This window comes from Aureispira sp. CCB-QB1 (assembly GCF_000724545.1).
Taxonomy (GTDB): domain Bacteria; phylum Bacteroidota; class Bacteroidia; order Chitinophagales; family Saprospiraceae; genus Aureispira.
On record NZ_JHBV01000023.1, the window covers coordinates 36,289 to 62,665 of the forward strand.

Sequence of the window (26,377 nt, forward strand, 5' to 3'; positions counted from 1 at the left end):
ACTATGTTAGAACAGCTTAAAGGTCAGGCGTTAAATGTTGCTGTAAAAAAACTGGCACCAGGAATTATCAATAATATTTTGAAGAGCTTTGAGGCGCTGATAGATGAAACGGCTTCAAAGCACGATGTTTCCCCTTTCTTGTTACATGTTTTGATAGAAAAACAGGAAAAAGAAGTTGTGGCGCTTGTCTGTTGGGAAGATATTATTTTAGATACATTTTCTTTGATGAAAATGATAGAGGAAACATTTAAACAAAGTTTTGAGAATGTGCCCGTTTTTCTTCGTCCAGGTTTGGAGAAAATGATGGATGGACTTTCTGTTAATGAAATTGTTCTAAACCATTTAGACAATTGCCATTTGATCCTTCGATTTAATGAGGACGATGAGCTAGAAAGTTACAAGGTTCAAGGGGAGCAGGAAAGCTTATTGAATTGGATGGAGTTTGTGGCCAATGTAAACATTGAACTGTAAGTATGACGGGTATCACCGACATACAAATATTAAATCCCATGCCCAAAACTAAACTGGGCAGATACCGTGGGAAAGTGGGGGCTTTTATCATTCGAGATAAAGACCAGGTACTTTATGTGGGGTGGGCAAACGATGTATATGGCTGCTGTTGTCGCTATTTTTACAAAGGAGGTCCACTCCAAGACTACGAAATCAAAAAGGCTACTTTTGAAATATTGCTTTGCCCTGAGCGTAAAGCAAAAAAGATTACTCGGATATTAAGAGGTTATCTACAGCCCTTACACAATAACGCTTCTATGCCCCCTAAGTTGAATAGAAGGGAAAAACAACAAACCAAAAGATTACTAAATGTGTATCGTCAAGATTCCTTTTTTGAATCTGCCAAAGGCGAGCACCAAACCGATGAAAAATGATAACATCAGAAATAAAAACACTTCAATACCAATTGAGAAAAGTATTGAGGATTAGTTTGTCCATAGATGGGATTTATGGGCGCTCGACAAAACAAGCCGTTAAAGAATTTCAAGCACTTCAAAACTTGACAATTGATGGCATTGCAGGACCCAAAACATTGGGAGAATTGAAACAGGTTTATTATGCTCTATTTAGAACCAATACTGCTTTGCTGCACTTTGGAACTAGACGTTTTGTAGTATTTGTAGATGCAGGGCATGGAGGGATAGATGAAAACGGGCGCTATGTAACGCTAGGGAAAAGAGCCTATCATCAGGAATTGGAACTGCATGAACGGGGGCATTATTATGAAGGATTTGAAAACCGACTTGCTGCTGAAGCTTTTATTCAAGCTTGTACTAAAGAAGGTATCCAGTGTGTGCGAATCTATCACCCGTATAAAGATACTTCTTTGTCTGATCGAACCGAAATAATTAGGAGTTGGCTTCGACGTGGGTATTATGGTTATTTGCATTCTTTTCATTCTAATGCCATTTCTAGTAGCAATAGCCCTCAAAAACTTCGAGATACAACAGGGTTTATGGTTTTCACAACGATTGAGAATAATTTTTCTGATCAAATTGCAACCCAACATTTTAAGCATGTCCAAGAAATGACAGAAGGGAAGTGGATTTATAGAAAACAGCTGAAGGATGGAGATGTTGATTTTGAAGTTAATTTTCAAATACTGAGGGAAACAGATTTAGTGGAGTTTTTAGACTTTTTTGGGGCTATCTTAGAAGAATGGGGCTTTCATACCTCTAGTAAAGATGCTGCTTTTATTACCAATCCAACTACTAGAATGCAACGGGTTCAGGCTTCTTTAAAAACGGCGCTCTGGGTTCGGAATCAATTTAATTTACCACAAATCACATATTAAGCGATGAAAGAAACCATTCAATTCATTTTAACGATGGTCTTAATGGGGTATATTATTTGGCTCCATCAGTGCAAAGGAGGGGGGCATGATAATCATACTTCAAACCAGTATCATCCTGATACGACGATTGTAGTAGATACTATTTTGCCAGCTCCTATTATTGTGCAGTTGCCAAGGCAAACCGTGCCTACACCAACCATTATTTATATTGATAGCTCTAAAAATATTGTACAAAAAGAATCTATTGATACGGCGATCCATCAAAGTGTGCAACTATATCAAGATATATTATTCCATGTTTTGATGCTTTATTAGAAGCATGGGAGGTCTTACAAGATGCACCGAAATACTCTTATTACACATTAGATGTGAAACAAAAAGAATTAACATACACCCCATATAAACAACTATAAACTATGTTAGAACAGCTTAAAGGTCAGGCGTTAAATGTTGCTATAAAAAAACTGGCACCAGGAATTATCAATAATATTTTGAAGAGCTTTGAGGCGCTGATAGATGAAACGGCTTCAAAGCACGATGTTTCCCCTTTCTTGTTACATGTTTTGATAGAAAAACAGGAAAAAGAAGTTGTGGCGCTTGTCTGTTGGGAAGATATTATTTTAGATACATTTTCTTTGATGAAAATGATAGAGGAAACATTTAAACAAAGTTTTGATTCGGAATCAATTTAATTTACCACAAATCACATATTAAGCGATGAAAGAAACCATTCAATTCATTTTAACGATGGTCTTAATGGGGTATATTATTTGGCTCCATCAGTGCAAAGGAGGGGGGCATGATAATCATACTTCAAACCAATATCATCCTGATACGACGATTGTAGTAGATACTATTTTGCCAGCTCCTATTATTGTGCAGTTGCCAAGGCAAACCGTGCCAGCACCAACCATTATTTATATTGATAGCTCTAAAAATATTGTACAAAAAGAATCTATTGATACAGCGATCCATCAAAGTGTGCAACTATATCAAGATAGTTTGGAAGACGAAAACTTGACGGTATACTATCAATCTGTCGTAGAAGGGGAATTGTTACAAAATAGTTTGGACTATAAACTCAAAATTCCCAAGCAGATCACGAAACGAATAGAAATAACAAAACCCGTTCCTGCTCCTGCCAGTGCGTTGCTCTTTAATACGGGAGTAGGGGTAAATCCTCTAGGCATTACGGGCGTAACCGTAGGGATGCAATTTATTAGCAACAAAGGTTGGGCGTTGGGGTATGATTATGATGTGTTGCAAAATCAACATGAAGTGACATTGGGCATTAGATTATGGAATCAAAAAAAGTTTAGATAAACAGTCCAGGTAAAGATTAAGAAAAGCTTTGAAATATAAGTTGAAAAGAATTTGGAACACCTTGGGAAAAGGTTTGGAAGCACTCTAATTGTTAAAAATTAGGGTGCTTTTTGCATTAGAGAGGTACTAATACGCCACAAAATAAGGGATAGAGAGATATGCACGGAGATAACTAATTTTTAAAAATGTTATATGAGCGATGAATACAGCGTTGTAAGGCTATTTTTTTGTGCCGTTTTTGTGCACATCTCCGTGCATATCTCTCTACTTCTGCACCAGCTATGTAGTCAAAAAGTTGCTTTGAGGGGACTTTCTAAGCGATATTTGTATTCGACAACAAGCTAAACCTTAAAACTTATTTAAAATGCTAATACCTGACAAATCAGAACATGATTTAAGAACAACATTTTTTATTGACCCTGCAAGTTTAGTGATGCTAGGGGTATTGATTTTAATGTTGATGGTTGCTGATAAAACATTGAGCAAACTAATCCTAAAACGATGAAAGAACTGTATAAAAAACTAATGACTTGGTTTTTTAGCTGCTTCAATTTTGGAGTTTGGATTAATAAACCTAAGGATCTGGACACTCTTCTACACAAGATGGAGCAGTTCGGTTTATTAGAGGAATCGTACGAGCTTCAAATGGTCTATCACACCTTAATTATCAATGAAGCATTCAAAACAGTAATAATGATTATTTCCTTATGCTGCTTGATGATTGCGAATGTAGACAAAATCTTAAATATGTGGGATAGAGTTGTTAATAAGGTCAAAAGCTTGAAAAACAAATAATCTTTTAAAACTAAAAAAAGCACTCATGAAAGAGAAAAGAATTTTATTTCCTGTCGGTAATCAGTATTTCCAAGAATCAGCTTGGGTTGAACTAGCGGATGGTTCTAGATCACGTAAGCCTGTAAGTGGTCAACCAAAAGTATATGACAAATTATTCATTGAGCAGGAGGTTGCCAAGGGAAATGTTGTCATTGACAATTCTATGGCTATCGTGCCTGGTAATTCTGCTTATGCACCGACCACTACTGGTATAGCTCAAGAAGAGCACGGACAATATGAATTGACCTTGCAAGCTGGTGCAGGTGGGGGCGTTGTCAGAATTGGATTGGATGACACTGGTTTGCCTATTTTTGGAGGTACAGCAGCCGTTCAGGATGTGACAGTAGGGGGAACTCATGGCGTGAATACAATAAAAGCCATCGGTCGTTTGGCTTTTTATGGAAAACTAAAACTGAAAAAGTTGCATTTTGAAGCTTCTTCTGCGGATGTTTTTTCAGAAACGCCACGACTAAAAGAATTTTCTTCTGTAGGGGAATGCAAATTGGACAAAAAAGTCTATTACCCTAAAGCGACATCTGAGGACGACAACAAAGACATTCGTACCATGACAGAACAATATTTAGCCACTAATGGACTGAATTTGATGATGGATGGTATGAATTATCTAGAAATTGCCATTCCTGCGAATGAGAGTGTCAATTTGACCCTTTACACTTGCTTTATTAAGTAGGCAGTACCAAAACAACTAAAACTAAATCAAAAACGCCAATGCGCTCTGGGCGTATTGGCGTTTCTTTTACCCTAAACTTATAAAAAATGGCATCAGCATCAGTATTCGATAGTATCAGCACAGGGAATATAGAATTATTCTCTAACCTTGGAAATCATGGAATGAGTTCTGAAGATGTTGCTGCGATGTTAATCGAGATGGCAAAAGCTCAAGCCAATATTCAAAAAGAGGCTGAGGTCAACGAGCAACAAGAGCGAGAACGTCGATTGATTATTTCAATAAGTGCGACAATAGGCTTAGGGCTATTTCTTCTAATCATTTATCTTTTATCACAAAAACTTAATTATCGTGGAAAACAATAGTCAGTTTACAATAAGAAAAGAACTTACGGCTCTAAATACACCAGCGCCAAGTGTTACAACAACCTCAACAAACGGCACTAATAATGCATCTAATTCCAACACAACGGACCCCAATACCAATACGACCACTACCACTACTACGACAGGAGAGAATAAACCTGATACGAATACAGGTGGTACAGGAACTACTACTACAGTAGAAGATAAACCTACTCCTACCAATGCTAGTACTGAAGACAAACCAAAGGCAGAATGCTCCACATTTTGCAAGGTTTACAATGTGTTGCATTTGGGGATGTATGCGGGTGTTATTCTGCTTTTATTGGCGTTGTCCTACCAAGCTGTCAAATCAGTGGGTAAGGCTGCTAAGGGGTAGTTTTATTGCTAAAAAACAATTTATTCATGCTTTAAACTAAAACTAACCATGAGCAATGAGAGCCAATATCGGTTAAGAGACGAACGTCTCAAAAATGGTAGTACAGGGGATTCAAGCCCCCCTGACACAACTACTGATCCTAATGCTAATTCCAATACAACTACTGATAATACATCAGGCGACAAACCGAAGCCTACTTTTGATCAGATTATGGCTAGTATTGGTGTATTTCTGGGCGGTGCTGCGGAGTTAACCGACTCTATTAGTGGTGCTGCCAATGGGGGGAATTCTACACCTACAAACAATTACAATAACACAGGACAAAACAATAATACAAATACGAATAAACCAACGGTTAGCCCTTGGATCATTGGTGGTGCCATTACGGTCTTTTTATTATTGATTGGTCTAATAATCCTAAGTACTAAAAATGGAAACAACAGTAGCAACACCAAAGCCTAGCACTAAAAAAGGTCCATCTGCTTTCTTGATTGGGTTATTGATTGTCATCTTAATTGGTGGTGGTGTAGGCGTGTATTTTTTCCTCAAGCCCAAAAAGGACGATGGGAGCAATTCTAATAATAGTAATAATAATAGTGGGAACCAAGGGGGAGCTAGTGGACGTAATGTAACCAATACACGATTTCCATTGACACCAGAACAAATAGCCGCCTTAACTGCAAGCCCATCCGTGGGACCTCAACCAGGAGAAACAGGATACAATGCTGCCAATCCTATTTATTGGAAGGATCCTGCCTTTCTTACAGCTGTTGAGATGGAATATAGAAAAATTCAATCAGAACAGAGTGGACCAAGAATGGATGCCATAAGAGCTTTGTACAATATAGGAGAAGGAATGATGGGGCGAGATAAAGAAGAGCAAGAATGTATTGAGCAATTGTTCGAGCAGCTGCCTAATGTGGATTTTAAAAACAATCCCAATCGTAAGTATTTGCAATTTCCTGTTTATGGAACGTCTGAACTTAAAGGAGGCTTATATAGAGCCGAATTGCAAAATCTTATTGATTCAGGGTGGGAAGGTTTGAATTTAACTCGACTAAGAGACCCTGATGAGCCATGGGTTTTAAAAGAGATTGGACTCAATTTATTGGTTGGGACAACTTGGGAGAATACCCCCACGCCTCATCAAGTACAAATGTCGTTGGCACCAAGAAATGAATTAAACTTCTTTAAAAAGTTCAATCGTTGTTGGGTCTCGGATTGGCATCTTGCTGACAAGTATGTTGACAAGAGAAATTCTAAGCTAACCATCATTTTTGCGGAAGACCCCAATGCTAGAGCCTGTTATTGTGCTACGGGAATGTACGGTTTTGTACAACGCTGGATTGCAGAAATAGATCGTTTGGATGAAATGGTCCGAAAAGAAGCTTATGAGTCTTTGATCAAAACAGAGAAGAATCCAAATGGTAAGTATTATGTAACCTATGTGAATCCAGCAACGGGGAAAGATGATCGAGCAGGGAAAGGAGATAAAATGAACGGATAATATTCTAAATTCAAAACAATCATGGCAAAAATAAAGCAAACACAAATTGACGAAAAATACCTATGGATGGGCGGTGGTTTACTGGCTGTTGTTATCATCATATTTATTTTTGGTCGATTATCAGGGAAGGAGGATAGTAATGATCCTAGTGATGCCAACCCAAATATAAAACCAATTACAGTGAGCACAGATTCGGGGAATATTGAATGGGACCCCTCAGCATTGGTTAAAGAAATTCATACTGCATACAAGGTTAATTGGAGTTCAGGAAGATGCAAAGCGCTTACTACTTTATTGAGTTTGCAAGATGTTCAACTCAAGGCAGTAGCAGAAGGTTACCATCAGGTATATGGAGAAACTTTAAGAAAAGTACTAAGCGGTGCTTATGTAGCTTGTTGGAATTTTCCTTGGCAGGATGATCCTCATTACCAAGTAATCCAACGTATGGATGTGCTCCAAATTCCATAAAACCTATTATCAAACTACTTAAAAAACAATGTTCAAAAGAACAATAAAAATTTAATATTGTGAGTGATCAACCAACAACTAAAACAACGGCACCAAAGCCTAAAAAAGCAGCTTCAAAAGGTTCTAAAAAAACGATGCTAGTACTAGGAGTTTTACTAGTGTTAGCTTTGGGAGGTGTCAGCTTCTATTATTACAAAAAGAATAAAGAGCTGAAAAAAAAGCTAGCTGCAAAATCTAATGGGGCTTTGACGGAGGAACAGAAAAACAGAGAGTCAGAGGAAACAAATGCTGCTCCTCAAGACAAACAGACCCCAGATCAGCAATCAACGGGCGAACCTTTAACAGATTAGTTCACTAAAGAAATCTAAATAAAACATGACAGCGAAAGCCAAAAAAAATGTAAAGCCTATGATGGCGGTGGCTCTTCTCGCAATCCTTGTTATTGGCTACTTTACTAGAGATAAGTGGATGTCTTTATTCACGACTGGTAAACTAGCCTCTAGCAATGGAGGGAGTACAACGAGCAGCAAAAATAATTCTTCTAGCACGTCTACAGGAATCAAAAAAGATTTGGTGCTCCAAATGGGAGACAAAAATGATTCTGTGAAAGAGCTGCAACGCTTACTCAATTTAGAGTATGATTATCAAAAGCAGCACGGCACAACACCACCGACAGAACCAAAACTAGCCTTGGATGGTGCCTTTGGTCCTAAAACGGAAGCAATGTTGATCTTATTCACAGGCAAAAAAACAATTACAATCAATCAGCTTATTAAACAATTAGCTGATCAGAAGAACTAAAACCATTTTCTTATGCCTTTAATTATTTTGCCATTCTTAGCAGGAGCAGGAGCAACGGGATACTGGTGGTGGTCAAGTAGTACAGAAGAAAAGCCGACGTTTTCAGGAGAGCTATTCAAAGTATTGCAACCATTTCTAATTATTCTAATTGTGCTTTTGGCGCTAAGGTGGTTATACAAACAAGGTTCTACAGCTAAAAAGAAGTAATATGAAAAAGAGGGATGCAGGAATGCTAGGAGGTAGCCTAATGTTGTTGGCTATATTTGCGTATGGTCTAAAAAATAAAATGGGGTGGCAATATTGGGTATTTACAATTCTTATACTGCAACCAGCAGGGATAGGAATTGGAATGGCTCTAGGAAAAGAGGAAGAGGAGCTGAATGAGAAGCGTGAAAAATCCTAGCAGATAGCAACAATACGAAAACCATGCAACAAAAACACATTATTATTTTATTAGCAATTCTTTCTATTGGAGTGAGTGGTTTTTCAGCTTATTACTCTTTGAAGAATTTGCCTAAAGACTAAAACCATGAAAAGTCGTACTAAAGTATTCATTGTATTGCTCGTTCTAGCCTTGGGAGGTGTTGCCATCTATCAATGGCAGCAACAACGCAATGAACCAATTATAAAGATTGTAAACAGCAATCAAAGTACTAAAGAGGTCGCCTTCAAAATGTCTTACAAAGATATGAAGTTTGAATCTAGTCTCAAGCTGGGCGGTGTCCGCAGGCAAAAACTAGGAAACTATACTTTTGAGGCGGTTACTCAAGGTCAAAAGATTGTGTTGTCCATCAAAGACAATAACAACAAGGCTCTAACTACTAAAACCGTAACATTTGCATAGTCTGAGCAAATATAAAAAGCAGCTGATTGCAGGAGGGATAGGCTTACTAATTCTAGTATCCATCTTGATAAAAAGCCAAGAAATCCACATAGTAGACAAAACAAGGTCTTTGATGCGTTCTAGTACCAAAAGTTACGGTACTAGAACGCTAGACCAAATTAATAAAATTATTGTCCATCATTCTGGATCCATTGGGCAACGAGCGGAGGATTATGCTCGGTATCATGTTTTGTCAAAAGGATGGCCAGGTATTGCATATACCTTTGTCATTGAAAAAGAGGGAACCATTATCCAAGGCAATTTCCTTGAAACCATCTCGAATAATACTTCAGGGCAAAATACATCTAGTATTAGTATCTGTTTAAGTGGCAACTTTACTCAAGAAGAACCAACACTAGAGCAGCTAAAAAGCCTAAAGAAACTTATTGTTTATTTGCGTAAGACATTGCCTCAGCATTTGCAAGTAGCTGGGCATAGGGATTATGGAACCACAAGTTGTCCAGGAACAAATTTATACAAGCATCTAAAACAATTTCAATTAGCATAAGATGAAAAAAGAGACTTTAAAATGGGTTGTGTTGCCCTTGGGAGGGTTTTTAGTATTCCTGCTAGTGATCAAGTTTTTATTTGAGCGTAGGGTGGCTCTGTATATAAATGCTTGTACAAAAGCATTTGGGAAGCTTGATGCTTTACAAAAAGAGTCTATTGAGGAAATAATAAGAGCTTTTGATAAGTATGGAGACAAAGATCCTAATAAGTTGGCTTACATATTAGCAACGGCTAGACACGAGAGTAATTTTAGACCTATTGAAGAGCGTAGAGCTTCAGCGACTCAAGTAGATGTTTATAATCAACAAAATGAATATTGGAGTACGGGGTATTATGGACGTGGCTTTGTACAGTTGACTTGGAAGGGGAATTATTCTAAAATGTCAGATTTTCTAGGTGTTAATTTGATTGATAATCCTCATTTAGCTTTAGATAAAAAATATGCTGCTCGAATTTTGGTTTATGGGATGATGAACGGCTCTTTTTCTGGCAAGAAGAAGAAGCTGAGCGACTACATTAACGAGCAGGAGCAGGATTATTATAATGCTCGAAATACAGTTAATGGAACGGATCGAGCAGAGAGAATTAAAAACTATACACTAAACCTACAACAATATTTATAACATGAGAGTAGAGCCTAGTCCTCAAGCGTTCACAGTGGGCGCTTATAACATCACTAATGAAACCTTAAATTTTGAACGAACTTTTCAAATAAGAAAGACAAAACGGAAACCAATTGGGGTAGATGTAGCACTATTTGCCATCCATTTCAAGACTTTAGATGCCAATCAAGAATATTGGTATTATCCTGATCAAGCTAGTAGAGATGCCGATTTTTTGATTTTGGATGCAATTACTAATTTTGATACGGGTTCAGACCCTACTATAATTACTAAGCTTCAGGAGCTGATAGATAAGCCAGACTTTGAGTCTGTTTTAACGATAGGAATTGATAGCGATTCATTGGAGGGAATTGTGTATGATACGGTGACTTCTGAAACTTATGGTGTAGGAGGTGGAACGGTGCCTACGATTGTACAGGAAGAGGAAACCCCTAATATAGTGGAATGGACTTCTGTTAGCAATAGTCATAGATTGATTGTGCCTTTTAATTATGGTTTTCAGGCAGAGAATATGAGCCTATATTTTGAGTTTGAAACATTGGCAACAAATATAGATCAAAATAGGTACTATTTTTATTTTCAAAAAATGGATGGAGGAACACCAACAACTATCCTAACAGTATCTAGTGACATCTTTAGATTAGGGCGCTCTAATGGTAGTAGACAAATTATTGAGTTAAAATATGATAATAGTCTAACCAATTACCAGGACTTTAGACTATTGATTCAACCCTTTGCTAGTAATGTGAATTATCCTGCTACTTATCGGTTAAAAGCATTAGGGGTCTTGCCTTCTAATTTTTCTTATGACAATTTGGTAAAAGAGCTGCTGAGCATAGAAAATAATATTCCTACTGGGACAACTTATTTAGATACAGATAACAACCCTAAGAATCTAACGGGTGTGTTTTTACCAACAAGCAATTTCCCTTCAGAAAACTCATTAAAGGAAACGCTAACGACAATTTGTGAAAACTTAGTAAAGAGCGACTATGAAAAAATAATTGTTGCGAATGATTACACTCGAACAACAACTTATTTAGATGAAGGTGATGCAGGAAACCGCCGTATTCATACCATTGTTCATTCTAGTACGGTTCTAGGTTTAACGGTAACAGAAACGTTTGCTTATGCAGGATCGCCAGGAGATTATTATGTTTCTTCAATGACCAGAGCATAAATAAGAAAAGCACCCCAATTGAGGTGCTTTTTTTTATTCCGTGATAGAAGGAAAATTCTTTTGTAGATTCCATAAATCAGCCACACCCAATTGTCTTAGATAGGCATCGACTTGATCTAAAGAATGATGCCTCAGCTGAATTTGTAATTCTTTTAAACTGATCCCTGCCCGAACAGCTGCCACAGCTCCTGTATGTTTCCAGGAGTATAATTTATAGCGGTCCGTATCAAAACCCAACCGCTTTAATAATAAGCGGTGTTGTTTGCCATAAGTATTTAAACCTATTTTCCCACCCCATCGACCAGGGAATAAATATTCATTAGGATTTTTACCTGAAATTTTTCGTTGAACGATAGGAAAGAACGCATCAGGAATAGCGACATATTCCTGCTTGCCATTTTTGGCAATTTTAGCAGGGATCAGAATGCGTTTATCCTCAAGTATAATATCACCTACTTTTAAGAAAGTGAGTTCTGATCGAGGACGAATAAAGCAGTAATACACAAATTGGACAGCAAACCATAAGTCTGGATTCTCTTTCTTCAGTACACCAATTAAAAAGCTTCGTTGAGATTCTGTGAAATATTGGGCAGGGACACAGTTCGCCTTTCGTTTTTTGATGTCCTCCATCAAATGCTCCTTATTATGCCAAGATAAGGCATTTTTTATATGACGTATGTAGTCATTATAGGTTGATTCTTTGATTTTGCGCTCATTAGTGAGATAATCAAAAAAGAAAGCATTAACCGTTTCTTTTGTTAATTCCTTGCCTCTGGTCCAATCAAAGAAAATTTTAAGTTTTGATCTTTTACATTGATAGGTCTTTTTTCTCCAAGTAGATTCTTTTTGTTTTAACTCCCTCAATATTTGTTTTTCAAACTGGGAAGCAAAGCGTATGGTTTGTTGGAGTTTTAATTCTGACACAATTTTTTGAGCTGCTAACATCCTTTCTTCAATTGTATTAAAACTGTTGATGTTGCCGTATTTGCGTCTTCGGTGCCCATTCTCATCTTCATAGTGAACAAACCATCTAGAGGATAAAGATTTATTGCCATGAAATATTTTGGGCAAAAATTTTTTAATCATTGTTTTTAACTTTTTTATACCCAAGAGATATAAAAAGAAAACAATGATAATATTATGAATTATCATTAAATACATAACTGCCTGATAGGCAGTCATGTTGTAAGTCTTGTGGAGCTGGAGAGATTCGAACTCTCGTCCAGTCAAAGCATCCATAAGCTTTCTACATGTTTAGTTGTTAGTCGGATCTCAAGTAGCAATATGTCTAACAACATACGAGTCACTACTCCAGCCTCTTCTTGTTTCGCCAAGCATTACGGAGACACGCACACTAGGCTAGCCTAAAGGGTTGGTTGATGCGAGGCACGCTGTGTATTAGGCGTCAAGCGTGGGTCGCAATGGTTCCTATATCACTCCGTGATTAGGCAGCCATGGCATAGTTATTATTGCCATTTAAAGTTGTTTATGTGCTATATTTAACGAGATAATCACACCTGTCTCGACATGCTTACTTACAGAACATTCAATGCTGTCAATTCCAGTCAGCCCCGTTTTGTTGCAAATTAGAAATACTTGTTATTTCTTAGGTTGGAAGTGGAAGGGTATGAATTCCGCTTCACGGTTTGCAAAGTTATAACTAATTTTGAGGTCTAAAAGTTCCAAGGAAGATTATTTTTATAAAAAAAAGTTCGTGTAGGGAAATTTATCGTCACAAATGGTCTATTCGACTTTCAGAATAGGTTTTTTAGGATAATTTTTTAATTGAAAAAGGTGAAAAAAAAATATAAATTGCTGATAGATAATGTTTAGTAGTCTATTGGTGCGAAGGAAGATGTTTATTCTCAAAAGATTTTAAAAATTGCTGTTCATTTAAGGTGCTTTTAACTTCAAAATGGCTAAATTCCACCATCAAAAAAAAGTAAAACACGCAATTATGAAAATAGGAATTATTAGAGAAGGAAAAGTGCCACCAGATTCTAGAGTATTGTTCACACCTAAGCAGTGTGCCACTTTACAAGAGAAATACGATCTTCAGTTTGTTGTACAACCGTCACCAGGGCGCTGTTTGCCAGATGAAGCGTATGAATCAGAGGGAATTAAAGTGCAAGAGGATGTTTCCGATTGTGACGTATTGATGGGAATTAAAGAAGTTCCTAAAGAGCAGCTGATTCCTAACAAAAAATACTTTTTCTTTTCACACACAATCAAAGCACAACCATATAATCGTGCTTTACTACAAAAAATCTTAGAGGAGAACATCACTTTGTTTGATTATGAGGTGTTAACGAACGAGAAAAAACAGCGAGTGATTGCTTTTGGGCGTTTTGCAGGAATTGTTGGCGCGCACAATGGTATGATGACTTATGGCAATCGTACAGGAGCATTTGAACTAAAACAAATGCACAAATACGACGATTATGCTGCTGCAATAGCTTATTACAAAACATTGTCCTTTCCTAAAATGAAAATTGTTGTGACAGGAACTGGACGTGTTGCCAATGGTGCGGCAGAAGTATTCGACCATATGGAGATAAGAAAGGTTAGCCCTCAAGATTTTTTAGAAAAGGAGTACGATGAAGCTGTTTATACACAGTTGGATTGTGAGCATTATGCAGCTCCTAAAGAAGATAAGCCCTTTGAATTGATGGATTTTTATCAAAATCCACAAAACTATAAATCAATCTTTGAGCCTTATACCAAAGTTGCTGATTTGATGGTCAATGGTATTTATTGGGCAAATGAGGCACCCGCTTTCTTTACCAAAGCTGCTATGAAGGAGGAAGATTTTAACATCAAGGTAATTGCCGATGTTACCTGTGATATTGCGCCAGTGGCTTCTATTCCATCTACTTTATTTGCTACAACAATTGCAAAGCCTGTATTTGGATATGATCCTGAATCGGAATCAGCTGTAGAGCCTTATCAAGCACATACGATTGATATGATGACAATTGACAATCTGCCTAATGAGTTGCCAAAAGATGCTTCAAAATCATTTGGAGAACAATTTACAGCGCATGTAATAGAGGAATTATTGGGACTCAAAAACACAGGAATGTTGGAACGAGCAATGATTGCCAAAGATGGACAACTTGGACCTCACTTTCAGTATTTAACAGATTATGTTCAAGGAGCATAATTATGTGTTGGAGAGGCTCAGTAGCCTGTGCCTACTATAAGGTAGGCGGGGAAAACAACCATGCGTTTCCCCGCCTATATTACTATTAAAATCTATTAATTATCATAGGTTGCCATTACACTTAATAACCACTTAACAGCTTCTTCTTCAGATGTAAATAATTGAATGGGATTGGTTTTTCTTTTGCCTTTAGAAACAAATCGTGTTCTTAAAGTGATGAAAAGGTTACCAATAATTTTAGAAGAAAAGGATTTTGTGATTAAGGCAGTGGTGACAAACTCTTGTTCAAAGTCATTGTAATATTTAATGATGTCTTTTTTCATGTACTTATCAGGCATCCATGCTATGACACATCTTGGATCATTACCAACTATTTCTTCCATCATCGCTACGTTTTCTTTCGCCCCTTCTAGGGTAAATTCTTCAAGGTCCTTTTTTGCTTTTATTTCGATGATATTATCAGGACGGATTTTGATTGTTAATTCTTTAGTTTGATACTCCATAGTATTTGGTCTATTATGGTTGTTTAGTCGAGATTGGTCTAAAAAGTTGTTTACAATAGCGTCTTTTTTACTAGTAGCCTGTTGCTTTTGATCTTTTTATTAAAAAAGGACATACAGCACTATTATCAAATAGGAATAGCCTATTTAAATAACTTCTAAATCCAGAGTTAAAACTAACTAGAAAGTTAATAAAAGAAAAAGAAAATCGTCATTTTATTTTTTTTTAATATTAACTAAAAATAAAAGTAAAATACTTTAATAATCAAAAAGTTTAATTTGATTCTGCTAAAGCAATCATTAACGTTTCCAATTTCTTTTTCATCATGTATCCAGAACAAGAATAATTATTGACAATCATACTAAAAGCCAGCTTTTTTCCTCCTTTAGTGGTCACAAAACCTGTATAGCTTCGGATTCTGTTCATAGAACCACTTTTTGCTCGTACATTATTTTCAGCAGAAGAGTTGCGGCACATATTGCGTAGAGTTCCTGTTCTACCAGCAATAGCCATTTGGTTATAAAAATCTCCAAACGTTTTTTTGTCAATGTACATTTTACGCATAATTTCAGCAAATGTTTTGGGAGAAACACCATTTCTAGCAGACAGCCCACAGCCGTCTTTCATGAAAAAGCCAGACATATCCAATCCTCTGCTTCGCCAAAAGTCAGTGACTGCCGCAATCCCATTTTCTGTGCTACCAAGACCTTTAACTTTGGCTCCAATCGCTTTTAATAAAGCTTCACAATACATATTGCGACTATCTTCATTTGTGTGTTTACAAATGGCAGTCATAGAAGGAGAGAAGTGCGTATGAATTTTTCTCCTAGCGTTTTTGTCTTTTAGTAAACGTTGTGTGGTTTCTTTTTTAGACACGGGGATTCCTTCAGTAATCAAAGCGTTGCGCAAGTCATGAGCACAGAGTAGGCTGGGGTCTGGAGTTGCGCCCTTGATATCAAACCAACCACTTCCTTTGGGAATTGTCCCTCGAAGGGTCACTTCTGTTCCATAAGGAGCAGCATAAACATACGCATTGTCCCCTGTTCGGCTTCCAGCACTAGTTACTCGGTTATCAAATTTAAGTTGAGGAATATTAGGAACAGTGTGATCAACTGTTGGGGTAGCTCCATAATCCCTTGCTTGTTTGAAGTGGATGTAGTACAAATTGTCGTGATAGTTCAAGCCAGATGTTCCTGCGCCATAATGGTTGCCAATATCACCCCATTGCCAAGTGGGAATCATTACTTGGTCGTCAAAAAAACTTCCATCACCAACAATAGCACCATTGATTTTTTGGATGCCTGCTTTTTTTATGACAGCAACAAATTCTGCCATTAATGCCTCTTTGGTAGGAACTTCTTCCATAATTGGAGATGCCAAAGAAGGATCGCCAGTACCTCTAATGTACAAATTGCCGTTGAGCGTTCCATTTGAGATAGACCCACTATATTCTAAGTAGGTTTTAAATTTATAATCGCTTCCTAAAATAGCCAAAGCAGAACCTGTTGTAATGACTTTCATAGAAGAAGCGGGAATTAATGCTCGATTAGGTGAACGCTGCGCATAGATTTGATTGGTATTGATATCTATGGCACAGAATCCAATAGAAGCATACTTTAACTCATTGTCATTTTCAAAGCTTTTTAGAGCGGCTTCTATTTTTGTTTGAGCATAAGAAGAAAGTGGAAAAGAAAGGAGAAAACTAATCAGTAAGGTTTTGTACATCTTGTGTTTGTTTTGATAATCTTTAATAGGTCGTTTGTTTTTTTTTAGCTTGATAAAATAGAAAAAGGAATTTTAATAATGAAAAAAAAAGAGTTGAATCTCTTGGTTGATTTAAAATGGGGGTGGGCTATTTTGTTGTAAAAATTTGTTTCTTTCTTCAAAATCTCTATATTCGTATTATGCAACGGACAAAACACATATTATTGGTATCAGAATTGACTTGTATTAGCAAGGACAAAAAGGCTATGGTATGTTGTAAAAAGGCGGATAAGAAGTATCCTCGACTTCGGTGCATTTTGACATAAACAAAGCTAACTTCTTATACAGTGAAAAGCGATTGGTCAAAATGAACCAATCGCTTTTTTTTATTTATAGGATATTATATTCTTATTAATTCTTTTGCATAATTTATAAAATTTTAAGCATCATGTTATTAAATGACGAGACACAACAGTTTGAAATCGGTGGCGTAAACGCATTGGAAATAGCAGCCTCTTATGGTACCCCTTTGTTTGTTTATGATTCTAATAAAATCATTAGCCAATACAAAAAAATGAAACAGGCTTTAGGTCAAGTAAAAAAGCTTAAAATTAATTATGCCTGCAAAGCTTTGACGAACTTAAGCGTTTTGAAGCTACTCAAAAACTTGGGGGCTGGTTTGGATGCTGTTTCTTATCAAGAGATTCGATTGGGCTTAGAAGCAGGTTTTGCGGCCAAAGATATTATCTATACGCCTAATTCTGTGTCTATAGAAGAATTGGAAGCGGCTATGAAACTAGGGGTTAAGGTAAATATTGATAATATTGAAACCTTGGAATACATGGGAGTTCATCATCCCAATCAGACGTTTTGTATTCGAATCAATCCACATATCATGGCTGGAGGAAATGCCAAAATTTCAGTCGGTCATATCGATTCTAAGTTTGGAATCTCTATTCATCAAATGCCTTTGGTAGAGCGTTTAGTAAAAACTTTGAATATCAAAGTAGAAGGTGTACACATGCATACGGGCTCAGATATATTGGATGTGGATGTCTTTTCTCATGCGGCAACGTTGTTGTTTAATGTTGCTCGAAAATTTGATGATTTAAAATACATTGACTTTGGTTCTGGATTTAAAGTGAAATACAAGTCTAATGACATCGAAACTGATATGGAACAGTTTGGAGAAATGATGTCAGAGCGGTTTAATGCTTTTTGCGAAGAAACGGGAAAAGATTTAACATTAGCATTTGAACCTGGGAAATTTCTAGTTAGTGAGGCAGGTTATTTCTTGGCTAGAACCAATGTCGTTAAGCAAACCACTTCAACTGTCTTTGCAGGCATTGATACAGGATTTAATCACATGATACGACCTATGTTTTATGGTGCGCACCATGAAATTATCAATGCATCGAATCCCAATGGGAAACCTAAAATATACACTGTAGTTGGTTATATTTGTGAAACAGATACTTTTGGTTGGAATCGAAAAATTAATGAAATTAAGGAAGGAGATGTTTTGTGTTTTAAGAATGCTGGGGCTTATTGTTTTTCTATGGCTTCTAATTATAATAGTCGGTACCGCCCAGCAGAAGTTTTAGTCCATAATGGACAGGCTCATTTAATTCGTCAACGAGAGACATTTGAAGATTTGTTGAGAAACCAAATAGTACCTGAATTGGATTTCAGTAGTGAAGAAGAACAGTTGTTAAATGCAGAGTAGAATGTTGCTTGCTTGAAGCGCAACGTTATTATAAAACATTAGCTTCCCCATCCATAGAGGAAGCTAGTGTTTGTTTATTATTCGCGAATGACCCTCACTTTGATTCTAATATCTTCCTTGGGACGAGCATAGGCATCCGTTTCTTTGTAGCAAATGCTATCAATGATATCCAATCGTTCGTAAACACGCCCAAAAACAGTGTACTCCATATCCAATTGGGGAGCACCGCCTAGTTTATAATATAACTTTCGTTGTTCTTCTGTATAAATAATATTATATTCTCGTTCATTCTTGTCTAATTGTCCAGGAGAAACAGAGCTACCATGAACGATGTAAAATTGAGAGCCCGAAGATTGCTTATCTGGGTTCATTTCATCAGGTTGACGAGCAGCAGCAAGAGCGCCCTTAATATGGTAGTAATGTTGTCCAATTTCCGCATCTTGTTTGTATTGGGGACCACCATTTCCTAACCGTTGTCCTTTTTTTGCCATTCTAGAATTTGGATCACCTCCCTGAGCCATGAAATTTTTGATCACTCGATGAAACATTAGGCTATCATAATAGTTTTGTTTGGCTAATTTGATAAAATTGGTACGATGGTTTTCAGCATCAAAAAACAATTCAATTTTCATAGTGCCAAACTTAGTTTCCATCTCAACTAAGGCAGAATAAGGATTCGGTTCTAATTTTATCGTATCAGGTTCTACAACTTGTAAGTTACCTGCCTTTCGAACGACTACTTGTCGACCATCTTTGGTGGTTGTTTTGTCACCCGTAGATGTGTTAGAAGAAGTTGTTGTTGTAGAAGTCACACAAGCAACCATTAATAAAAATAGAGAACCTATTGAAGCAAGAAAAATAAAATTGTTTTTAAGCACACTAAGATTTTTTATAATTAATACGGAATTGAATCAAGAATGTCATACAAAATGAAAGATAAATATTTTTTCTAATTGAGACAAAAAGCAGCAAAGTAGCAAGCTATTTGGAGCATATTATGACGATAAGTAGAAAGAATAGATACTTTTATTGCGACATAAATTAATTCAATTCCGTATAAGTTAGGAGTTTTGTAGAAGTACAAATATACAGAATCCGCATTAATCTACGAATCGACATAATACTCCTTCTTAAAAGTTTACAAAAATCTTTCCTTTTTATTTTTTCTAAACGATTACTTGACGACACCACTATTCTTGAGTCATAGATTGATAGGCAAGCAAAATAGATTTTTAGAAAGGGCTACTCCATTCTGGTTTGTTAAAATAGCTACTGTCTGTCAGTGCGTGCAAAAAGGCAACAATATCAGCTTTGTCACTTGCTGTCAAGGTTTTTATAGTAGGAGCCGTTGTCAATTCAGATGCTAGATTAGGAGCGTAATGTCCGCCTGTAGCATAGTGATCAACAACCTCCTCTAAGGTTTGGAAACGCCCATCGTGCATATATGGAGCTGTTAGTGCAATATTTCGCAAGGAAACCTCTCTAAATTGACCATTTTCAGGTGCATTTCCTGTTGCTTCTCCGTAGCCATTGTCTGCAAAGTCAAAAAGAGTTTGTGCTGAATCTAAACCATTGTTAGAAAATTCATTTCTAGCAAACAAAGCTTTGTTTCTAGAGAAACTATGACAATGGGCACATTCTGCGTCTTTAGAACTTGGTGCTCCAGCAGCATCACCAATAAATAAGGTCATGCCACGAAGTTCTTGGCTATTCAAATAAACAAAAGGAACCCAAACATCTTCATCATACCTAGAGTTGGCAGAATTGAGTGTTCGTTCAAATTGTGCAATGGCTTTGGCGACTAATTCTCTATTGATGCCATCATAACAATCAACACCAAAAGCTTCTCGGAACATTTTTGGGTAGGTGGGGTGCTTGCGCAAATCCGCCTCTACCTTTTCCCAAGTATTATCCATTTCTAAAGGGTCTTCAACAGGACCTTTTAAAATTTGCTCTTCTAAGGTTGAGAAACGACCATCCCACATAAAGTTGTGTTTTCGTCCCTTTACCCAACTGTATCCTATATTGATCAAAGACATAGAACTACGTCTTGCAATTCGGTTGTCAATACCTTTCGATTTTGCCAAACCATCCGTAAAAGCCTTGTTAATATCATGGCAAGAGCTACAGGAAATGGTAGAATCTCGAGACAAAATAGGATCATAAAATAGATGACGCCCTAACTCAATACCTTGTACAGTGATGGGATTATCATCAGGATGTTCCATTGGTGGAAAACCATTAGGAGACTCAACGGTATAACTAGTTGGATTGTAAGGAATACTGGTTAAATCACAAGGACTAAGAGGTCCAATATATTCGGTTTCTTTACAGGCAATAATACCAATTATTATAACCGTAAAAACAAAAATTGATTTATAATGCATTGTATCAGATAGTTTTATACGCTTTGGGGTTAAAGTACATTTTTAGTTGATTGGATAAAAAATTATTTTCCAATCAAGGATGTACTAAAATGGACTTAAGACTGAATTGTCATAGCAGCCGCTAAATTTTCGATTACTTTTTTAGCTAAATTATAATCAGCAGAACCTACCGCACCAGAATGCGTTTGTTTGTCAGTGACCATATCAATTTCACTGCCTGTTTTAAAGAAAATATCCTTGGCATCAACATACACTGTAATTTCTGTTGTTTGATTGGCTTCGATGTCATAATTTTTAGCAAAAGAAAGTAGTTGATGCATGCCATTTACGCCAGAGTGGTATAAAAAACCAGAAGTCGTACCGTTGGACTGAGTAATATCACCTTCTAATTTACATAAGATATAACTATTCCAACTTGCCCAGTGATTGCCATTGAGACCAAGTGGAGAATCAGAATTATAGTCGCCAGGAGTTGTATTGTTGATAGCATCGGATAAACCAATACCTAAATCTAGAGCGGTATAACTTCCTACAGGAAGGTCGTTGATTGTAAAAGTAGTACCTTCTTCAGCAGCTTGTTGTGTAATACTATTAACCATAGAAATATAGCCAACATCGGCAAAATCTGTTTTAGTACCAGCATTAACTCCTTTGATATCCGAAATAAAAAAATCTAATTTTTTGAATAAAATATTGGTAGGGTTGCTTTGACCTGTTGCTGTTTGTTGAAATAAGATCAATGGATCAGCGCCATATCGAGCTTTGAATGTAATGGCTAAATTGCCAGTTATTTTGTCCTCTTTTTTGGGAGGTGTTTCGCAGGAGCTAGACCACATTGTGATGGATAGCAAAAGGAGGATAATCGTGCGCATAATTTTATTTTTAATTGTTAAAAGTTAATACTCCGTTGATTTTTTAGTTTCTCTATGAACCCGTAGGCTCAGGAAGTAAAAATATAAAAAAACACCTTGTATTAGTTTGATTATCAGTTTTTTTGGTGTAAAATATTGGTGAAAATGTATGTTGTTGATAATCAAAATAATACAATTTTTTAACGGAGTAATGAAAAGTGAGTTCTTGGATAAATTATCTAGTAGATCAAATGACCATATCTGTTTATAATGTACCTATGATAACAAACTTACAATTTTGCTTTTTAAAACACCAATCCTTTTCTAAAAAAGAGTGGTAGTATACAATTGATGACACTAGCTAGTAAAACGAGCAAAATTTGATAAATTTTTTAGCAGGATAGAATACGAGTAACATAATGACTACCAGTACCGCTAATCAAAGAACGAAAGTTATTAATAGTTAGGAGAAAGTCTATTCATTAAAACGAAATGAAAGTCATTTCTGTTGATTTGGGATAAAGGAAATTAGCGTTTTAATAGGCACAATTTTTATGCCTTGGTTTCAAAAAAAAATAGTTAAAACAGTTTATCTTTTGAATGTTACTAAATTTACTGTATTATGACACCTTGATATGCTATAATTAAGAGGTATCTATGTAAAGAAACATAATGGATGATCCATAGAATTGCTAGAAATTTTGATAAAAAAAGCAAAAGAAGTAGCGATGGGAACGCTGTCACGAGACCTTTTGACGAAGTTAATCGTAAAATTACTGCTTAAGTAATCAATATCAACAAAAAGTAATGAATACAAATCAAATTTATACCAACTGGCGAAAAGCAAAAGAAAAACAATCTAAAGAATTTGCAGTTTTGATTGATCCTGACAAATTGCGTTTAAAAGATATTGATAAAATTGTTGAATTGGCAGAACAAGCTGCTGTGGATAGTTTTTTTATAGGTGGTAGTTTGGTTGTAAATGATGCTTTGGATGATATTATTATGAATATCAAAAAAAATTGCAATATTCCTGTTGTTTTGTTTCCAGGGAGTTCTAGGCAATTGAGCTACAAAGCGGATGGTCTGTTATTCTTGTCGTTAATATCGGGTAGAAACCCAGAACTGTTAATTGGCAAACACGTAGAGACAGCTCCTTTTCTGAAAATAAGCCCAGTGGAAATTATTTCAACAGGTTATATCTTGGTAGATGGTGGGGTGCCTACTTCCGTTTCTTATATGTCCAATACTCAACCCATTCCAGCCAATAAAGATAGTATTGCTGTTTGTACGGCTATGGCAGGAGAGATGCTGGGGCTAAAATTGATTTATATGGATGCAGGGAGTGGTGCTCAAAACCCAATTAGCACTTCTATGATAGAGTCGGTTTCGATGGCAACAGAGATCCCCTTGATTATAGGAGGAGGAATTAAAACACCCGAAAAAGCAAGTGCGAATGTAAAGGCAGGGGCAGATATTATTGTGGTCGGAAATGCTATTGAGAAGGATCCGCAGTTGATTTTAGAGTTGGCTGCTGCGGTACACGAAGGCTAGGAGACCAATCCTCAATATGTCTCTTTTGTGAAGATAGATGAGTTATAGAGATAAAAGTAAAGCACATACTGTTTGAGTATGTGCTTTTATATCTTATCTATCAGGGCAAACAAAAGCTTACTTTTTCTTAGGCTTTAAAGCCTTTCTTAACTTCGCTGTGTTAACAGAATCAGAAAGAAGTTTACCTGCTTTGAATTTAACAGTAACTTTTTCATCAATCGGCACAGGTTTACCCGTACTAGGATTTACACCTGTTCTAGCTGCACGATAAGAAGTGCTCAATGTGCAGAAACCGACCAAAGTAACTTTGTCACCTTCTTTTAGTGCATCTTGAATTGAATCTAGAGTAGCATCTAATGCAGCAGCAGCATCTGCTTTTTTCAAGCCAGCTTTCTGTGCAATTTTGTCGATCAAATCTCCTTTGTTCATAATAGTAAATGATTTATAATTTGGATGACAAGCAAAAATTAGGATGTTTTTAATTAATGCTTAAAAATTAAGTACTTACAAATGTATACTCTTTTGCTGTATTTTACAATTTTTGTCTTAAAAAAACGCTATAAACGCTTTGTTTTCTGCTCTTTGAAAGACTCTTAATGTTTCAAAAATTAAAAAATACGCAAAAAAAAATCTTTAACAAAATATTTGCTAAAGACTTTTTAGTTGGCCCACTAGGGCTCGAACCTAGAATGACAGAATCAAAATCTGCTGTGTTACCATTACACCATGGGCCAAAAATGAATGTTTGTAGAACAAGACATTCTTATATAACGCTTTTAGGAAAGTTAGTTGGCCCACTAGGGCTCGAACCTAGAATGACAGAATCAAAATCTGCTGTGTTACCATTACACCATGGGCCATTACTTCCTTAAATGCGAATGCAAATATAATTGTTGTTTGCTGAACAAACAAACTTTTGAACAAAAAATTTTGCTTTTTTTTAGAAAAAAAATACGTGGCAAAACTTTTCTGTCTAAGAACGAATACTTTAGAGTGGTTCCTTATTCATAATAAATATCAAAGATTCTATTTTCGGATTCGTCAACAGATATTTTAATCCATAGAGCTGATTCAGGAAAATAGTTTTCTATGATGCTTGGCCACTCAATAAAACAATAACTATTATCATCTAAAAGTTCCATCAACCCAATAGAAAATGCTTCTTCTTCTGACTTTAGTCGATACAAATCGACATGATAAATGGTCGCTTGTGGAGCTTCATATTGATTGATGATCGAAAATGTAGGGCTAGAAGTTAAATCTTTGACACCCAAATTACGACAAAGTTGTTTGATAAATGTTGTTTTTCCAGCTCCTATTTGCCCTAAAAAGGCTACTTTTTTTCTAGTTTTTATAATAGGAGTCAATGCCTTTACAATAGCATCTAATTGGTCAATAGAATTGGCTACAAATTGCTGTCTCATTTCATTTTTTTTGACAAGAAAGATAAGAGCAGGTTAAAATTCATGTTTTTCAATTTGGATGCACATGAGTTGATTTTAGTGCCTAACAAAACAGTTGATAGGGGCAAAAAGCTTGAAGACAGAATTTAAACAGGCTCAAAGGCAAAGATAAAAAAAGGTAGCATTCTAAAAACAAGAATGCTACCTTCTGTGAGGTAAAAGTTGTATTTTCTTAGTTAAGGTACCAAAAGCAAACGATTACCTTTTAAAACGTATATTTTAGTAGTACTTGGACATCATTGTTGCGCAATTGATTGGGAACTTTCAATGCTTGATGACTCGCACCTGTCGCTTCAGAATGAACTGGTACGATCAATTCTCCATCATTTGTCAATGCATTGATATTGTATTGAGGATCGTTCCCTGCATCTATTGTTGCGCTAACTTCTTCATTATGCATGCTTGATGCTTTTTGAGTTAAGTTGATTAAGCCAAGGCTGTATTGTATGCCCATAGACCAGTGCTCATTAAAACAATATTCCATACCCAACAAAAGACTAAAGTCAAATTCACTAATTCCCATTTCTGCATTCGACAAATTGTTTAGGTCAGGATTACCTGTTTCAACATTCATCAGCCATGCTCCTTTGACACCTGCTTGTAGATTGTACTTAGGGTGTGGATGAAATTGATAAACCAAAGGTACTTCTAAAAGATCAATTCTTTGAATAGATGGTTCTGGTTTTGCGTAGGGCATATATGTTGTTGGATCGGTTACTTTTTTGCTAGAATTTTGAGTTAAATTCCCCATGCTTTTGTATTGAACACCTGTTTGTATTCCGTGGTGTTTGGCAATGCGATAAGAAGCGCTAACTCCAGCAAAAGGCATGACAGAAAAATCTTTTGTAGCACCATATAGTTTGGCACTAGCACCACCAAATACAGCTGCTTTTAAAGGCGATTTTTTAGTGTTTAATTCATCTCCAATACCAAAATTACCAATCGTATTTTGCTTTTCCATCATCTTACGCTTTTCTTGAAGGGCGCGTAATGGAGTGGTTGAATATTGGTAAATAACCTCTGTACGAGTTGTTTTTACTTTTCGTTTCTTATTTGTTGCTACTGTTGTTTGATTAGTCTCTAAAAGATCAGTTGCAAGAGGCGTTTCATTTTTCTTCTCTTGTTGTGAAGTTGTATTAGGAGTAGAAACATTGGCAACAGTTGGTGCTGTTGTCGTTTTTTTAGTACTTGTTGCAGGGCTTGTTGAAGCTACTACAGCCGATTTAACGACAACCTTTTTAGTTGGTTGATCAAGCGTTTTAGGTGCTTTTTCTTCGGCCACCTGAACTTGTTCGGATGTTGTTTTTTCAGTCGTATTTATACTTCTATTTACTGACGGATTAGCATTAGAAACATTTGGAGCAATTGCGACAAAGGATTCTTTGACATTCGTCTGTTCAGCGACAGGTGCACTTGAGTTGGTGATAGGAGCGGAAGTAGGGGTAAAATACATTCCTAATCCAATAACACCTGCTAGTGCAGCAGCAGTAACAAAAGGTACCGACCACCAATAACCTACTGCCCGTTTAGGAACTACAGGATGTTGGTCAAGTAGTGCCGACATATTTTCCCAGGCGTTGGGGGTTTGTGCAAACTCATGTTGTGTGAGTTTGTCACGTAGTAAGTTGTCATTTTTTTTGTAAAAATCGGTCATTTCATTCGGTCT

34 protein-coding genes, 2 tRNA genes and 1 other RNA gene are annotated in these 26,377 nt (G+C 36.5%); 25 read left to right on the plus strand and 12 right to left on the minus strand.

From position 1 onward, the window contains the following. The first annotated feature begins 3 nt into the window (after window positions 1–3). The 22 genes from CG11_RS10900 to CG11_RS11000 all read left to right on the plus strand — a co-directional run bounded on the left by CG11_RS10900 (window position 4) and on the right by CG11_RS11000 (window position 11,362). On the plus strand, window positions 4–471 hold the full coding sequence (locus CG11_RS10900) for a hypothetical protein (protein WP_052596078.1): 468 nt from the start codon (window positions 4–6) through the stop codon (window positions 469–471). A gap of 38 nt (window positions 472–509) precedes the next feature. Continuing rightward, on the plus strand, window positions 510–884 hold the full coding sequence (locus tag CG11_RS10905; protein WP_052596081.1) for a hypothetical protein: 375 nt from the start codon (window positions 510–512) through the stop codon (window positions 882–884). Further along, complete coding sequence (locus CG11_RS30375; RefSeq protein WP_052596083.1) at window positions 881–1,804, plus strand: peptidoglycan-binding protein; 924 nt, start codon at window positions 881–883, stop codon at window positions 1,802–1,804. The genes CG11_RS10905 and CG11_RS30375 overlap by 4 nt, the downstream gene beginning before the upstream one ends. A 3-nt stretch (window positions 1,805–1,807) precedes the next feature. Next, window positions 1,808–2,119, plus strand: a complete 312-nt coding sequence (locus tag CG11_RS10915; RefSeq protein WP_052596085.1) for a hypothetical protein — start codon at window positions 1,808–1,810, stop codon at window positions 2,117–2,119. Window positions 2,120–2,220: 101 nt separating this feature from the next. Next, entirely contained in the window at window positions 2,221–2,496 is a 276-nt protein-coding gene (locus CG11_RS10920; RefSeq protein WP_052596086.1) for a hypothetical protein, read from the plus strand. 25 nt (window positions 2,497–2,521) lie between these two features. After that, the gene (locus CG11_RS10925) at window positions 2,522–3,127 is read left to right on the plus strand and encodes a hypothetical protein (protein ID WP_052596088.1); all 606 of its coding nucleotides are present in this window, start codon (window positions 2,522–2,524) and stop codon (window positions 3,125–3,127) included. 364 nt (window positions 3,128–3,491) lie between these two features. Continuing rightward, window positions 3,492–3,632: a hypothetical protein gene (locus CG11_RS30165; protein WP_156039744.1), complete on the plus strand. Its 141-nt coding sequence runs from the start codon at window positions 3,492–3,494 to the stop codon at window positions 3,630–3,632. After that, on the plus strand, window positions 3,629–3,922 hold the full coding sequence (locus CG11_RS10930; RefSeq protein WP_052596090.1) for a hypothetical protein: 294 nt from the start codon (window positions 3,629–3,631) through the stop codon (window positions 3,920–3,922). Before CG11_RS30165 ends, CG11_RS10930 begins: the two co-directional genes overlap by 4 nt. 25 nt (window positions 3,923–3,947) lie before the next feature. Next, window positions 3,948–4,652 carry a hypothetical protein gene (locus tag CG11_RS10935; RefSeq protein WP_052596092.1) on the plus strand — a complete coding sequence of 235 codons (705 nt, stop codon included), beginning with the start codon at window positions 3,948–3,950 and terminating at the stop codon, window positions 4,650–4,652. Window positions 4,653–4,738: 86 nt separating this feature from the next. Further along, complete coding sequence (locus tag CG11_RS10940; protein ID WP_052596094.1) at window positions 4,739–5,014, plus strand: hypothetical protein; 276 nt, start codon at window positions 4,739–4,741, stop codon at window positions 5,012–5,014. Continuing rightward, window positions 5,001–5,390 carry a hypothetical protein gene (locus CG11_RS10945; protein WP_052596096.1) on the plus strand — a complete coding sequence of 130 codons (390 nt, stop codon included), beginning with the start codon at window positions 5,001–5,003 and terminating at the stop codon, window positions 5,388–5,390. Before CG11_RS10940 ends, CG11_RS10945 begins: the two co-directional genes overlap by 14 nt. A gap of 48 nt (window positions 5,391–5,438) precedes the next feature. Continuing rightward, entirely contained in the window at window positions 5,439–5,852 is a 414-nt protein-coding gene (locus tag CG11_RS10950) for a hypothetical protein (RefSeq protein WP_052596098.1), read from the plus strand. Continuing rightward, on the plus strand, window positions 5,821–6,897 hold the full coding sequence (locus CG11_RS10955; protein WP_052596100.1) for a hypothetical protein: 1,077 nt from the start codon (window positions 5,821–5,823) through the stop codon (window positions 6,895–6,897). The genes CG11_RS10950 and CG11_RS10955 overlap by 32 nt, the downstream gene beginning before the upstream one ends. A gap of 21 nt (window positions 6,898–6,918) precedes the next feature. Next, a complete protein-coding gene (locus CG11_RS10960) occupies window positions 6,919–7,365 on the plus strand; it encodes a hypothetical protein (protein WP_052596102.1) in 447 nt (148 codons plus the stop codon). 59 nt (window positions 7,366–7,424) lie between these two features. Then, on the plus strand, window positions 7,425–7,715 hold the full coding sequence (locus tag CG11_RS10965) for a DUF4366 domain-containing protein (protein WP_052596104.1): 291 nt from the start codon (window positions 7,425–7,427) through the stop codon (window positions 7,713–7,715). Between the two features lie 25 nt (window positions 7,716–7,740). Then, window positions 7,741–8,166, plus strand: coding sequence for a peptidoglycan-binding protein (locus CG11_RS10970; protein ID WP_052596106.1), 426 nt, complete (start codon window positions 7,741–7,743; stop codon window positions 8,164–8,166). Between the two features lie 12 nt (window positions 8,167–8,178). Next, the gene (locus tag CG11_RS10975; RefSeq protein WP_052596108.1) at window positions 8,179–8,373 is read left to right on the plus strand and encodes a hypothetical protein; all 195 of its coding nucleotides are present in this window, start codon (window positions 8,179–8,181) and stop codon (window positions 8,371–8,373) included. Between the two features lies 1 nt (window position 8,374). Then, window positions 8,375–8,569 (plus strand): hypothetical protein, encoded by a 195-nt coding sequence (locus CG11_RS10980; RefSeq protein ID WP_052596111.1) that lies wholly within the window; start codon window positions 8,375–8,377, stop codon window positions 8,567–8,569. 126 nt (window positions 8,570–8,695) lie between these two features. After that, window positions 8,696–9,010 (plus strand): hypothetical protein, encoded by a 315-nt coding sequence (locus CG11_RS10985; protein ID WP_052596113.1) that lies wholly within the window; start codon window positions 8,696–8,698, stop codon window positions 9,008–9,010. Continuing rightward, complete coding sequence (locus CG11_RS10990; protein ID WP_156039745.1) at window positions 9,003–9,557, plus strand: peptidoglycan recognition family protein; 555 nt, start codon at window positions 9,003–9,005, stop codon at window positions 9,555–9,557. Before CG11_RS10985 ends, CG11_RS10990 begins: the two co-directional genes overlap by 8 nt. Window position 9,558: 1 nt before the next feature. Further along, the gene (locus CG11_RS10995) at window positions 9,559–10,182 is read left to right on the plus strand and encodes a glycoside hydrolase family 19 protein (RefSeq protein WP_052596118.1); all 624 of its coding nucleotides are present in this window, start codon (window positions 9,559–9,561) and stop codon (window positions 10,180–10,182) included. Between the two features lies 1 nt (window position 10,183). Continuing rightward, on the plus strand, window positions 10,184–11,362 hold the full coding sequence (locus CG11_RS11000; RefSeq protein ID WP_052596119.1) for a hypothetical protein: 1,179 nt from the start codon (window positions 10,184–10,186) through the stop codon (window positions 11,360–11,362). Between the two features lie 33 nt (window positions 11,363–11,395). Here the strand turns inward: CG11_RS11000 and CG11_RS11005 are convergent, their stop codons facing one another. Next, window positions 11,396–12,448, minus strand: coding sequence for a site-specific integrase (locus CG11_RS11005; protein ID WP_197043824.1), 1,053 nt, complete (start codon window positions 12,446–12,448; stop codon window positions 11,396–11,398). A gap of 106 nt (window positions 12,449–12,554) precedes the next feature. After that, window positions 12,555–12,935: a transfer-messenger RNA gene (gene ssrA, locus CG11_RS29055) on the minus strand. Window positions 12,936–13,319: 384 nt separating this feature from the next. Between ssrA and CG11_RS11010 the strand changes: the two genes are divergently transcribed. Next, window positions 13,320–14,525 (plus strand): NAD(P)-dependent oxidoreductase, encoded by a 1,206-nt coding sequence (locus CG11_RS11010; RefSeq protein ID WP_052596216.1) that lies wholly within the window; start codon window positions 13,320–13,322, stop codon window positions 14,523–14,525. A 95-nt stretch (window positions 14,526–14,620) separates the two neighbouring features. Here the strand turns inward: CG11_RS11010 and CG11_RS11015 are convergent, their stop codons facing one another. After that, entirely contained in the window at window positions 14,621–15,028 is a 408-nt protein-coding gene (locus tag CG11_RS11015; protein WP_052596124.1) for a hypothetical protein, read from the minus strand. 271 nt (window positions 15,029–15,299) lie between these two features. Next, window positions 15,300–16,751 carry a D-alanyl-D-alanine carboxypeptidase/D-alanyl-D-alanine-endopeptidase gene (dacB, locus tag CG11_RS11020; protein ID WP_052596126.1) on the minus strand — a complete coding sequence of 484 codons (1,452 nt, stop codon included), beginning with the start codon at window positions 16,749–16,751 and terminating at the stop codon, window positions 15,300–15,302. Window positions 16,752–17,178: 427 nt separating this feature from the next. On the opposite strand from dacB, the gene lysA reads away from it, so the two are divergent. Beyond that, on the plus strand, window positions 17,179–18,456 hold the full coding sequence (gene lysA / locus CG11_RS11025; protein WP_052596128.1) for a diaminopimelate decarboxylase: 1,278 nt from the start codon (window positions 17,179–17,181) through the stop codon (window positions 18,454–18,456). Between the two features lie 77 nt (window positions 18,457–18,533). On the opposite strand, the gene CG11_RS11030 is transcribed toward lysA, so the two are convergent. From CG11_RS11030 to CG11_RS11040, 3 genes are all read right to left on the minus strand, one after another. Next, window positions 18,534–19,334 (minus strand): peptidylprolyl isomerase, encoded by an 801-nt coding sequence (locus CG11_RS11030; RefSeq protein WP_052596130.1) that lies wholly within the window; start codon window positions 19,332–19,334, stop codon window positions 18,534–18,536. 354 nt (window positions 19,335–19,688) lie between these two features. Then, a complete protein-coding gene (locus CG11_RS11035) occupies window positions 19,689–20,843 on the minus strand; it encodes a cytochrome-c peroxidase (RefSeq protein WP_052596133.1) in 1,155 nt (384 codons plus the stop codon). A 95-nt stretch (window positions 20,844–20,938) separates the two neighbouring features. Then, complete coding sequence (locus tag CG11_RS11040) at window positions 20,939–21,715, minus strand: MbnP family protein (protein WP_052596136.1); 777 nt, start codon at window positions 21,713–21,715, stop codon at window positions 20,939–20,941. Between the two features lie 786 nt (window positions 21,716–22,501). Between CG11_RS11040 and CG11_RS11045 the strand changes: the two genes are divergently transcribed. After that, window positions 22,502–23,248: a geranylgeranylglyceryl/heptaprenylglyceryl phosphate synthase gene (locus tag CG11_RS11045; RefSeq protein WP_052596138.1), complete on the plus strand. Its 747-nt coding sequence runs from the start codon at window positions 22,502–22,504 to the stop codon at window positions 23,246–23,248. 117 nt (window positions 23,249–23,365) lie between these two features. On the opposite strand, the gene CG11_RS11050 is transcribed toward CG11_RS11045, so the two are convergent. The 5 genes from CG11_RS11050 to CG11_RS11070 form a co-directional block, all read right to left on the minus strand. After that, window positions 23,366–23,677, minus strand: a complete 312-nt coding sequence (locus tag CG11_RS11050) for an HU family DNA-binding protein (protein WP_052596140.1) — start codon at window positions 23,675–23,677, stop codon at window positions 23,366–23,368. Window positions 23,678–23,911: 234 nt separating this feature from the next. After that, window positions 23,912–23,982, minus strand: a tRNA-Gln gene (locus CG11_RS11055). Between the two features lie 55 nt (window positions 23,983–24,037). Then, window positions 24,038–24,108, minus strand: a tRNA-Gln gene (locus tag CG11_RS11060). Window positions 24,109–24,249: 141 nt separating this feature from the next. After that, window positions 24,250–24,672 (minus strand): tRNA (adenosine(37)-N6)-threonylcarbamoyltransferase complex ATPase subunit type 1 TsaE, encoded by a 423-nt coding sequence (tsaE, locus tag CG11_RS11065; protein ID WP_052596141.1) that lies wholly within the window; start codon window positions 24,670–24,672, stop codon window positions 24,250–24,252. A 244-nt stretch (window positions 24,673–24,916) separates the two neighbouring features. Beyond that, window positions 24,917–26,365 (minus strand): porin family protein, encoded by a 1,449-nt coding sequence (locus CG11_RS11070; RefSeq protein WP_052596143.1) that lies wholly within the window; start codon window positions 26,363–26,365, stop codon window positions 24,917–24,919. Window positions 26,366–26,377 lie beyond the last annotated feature (12 nt).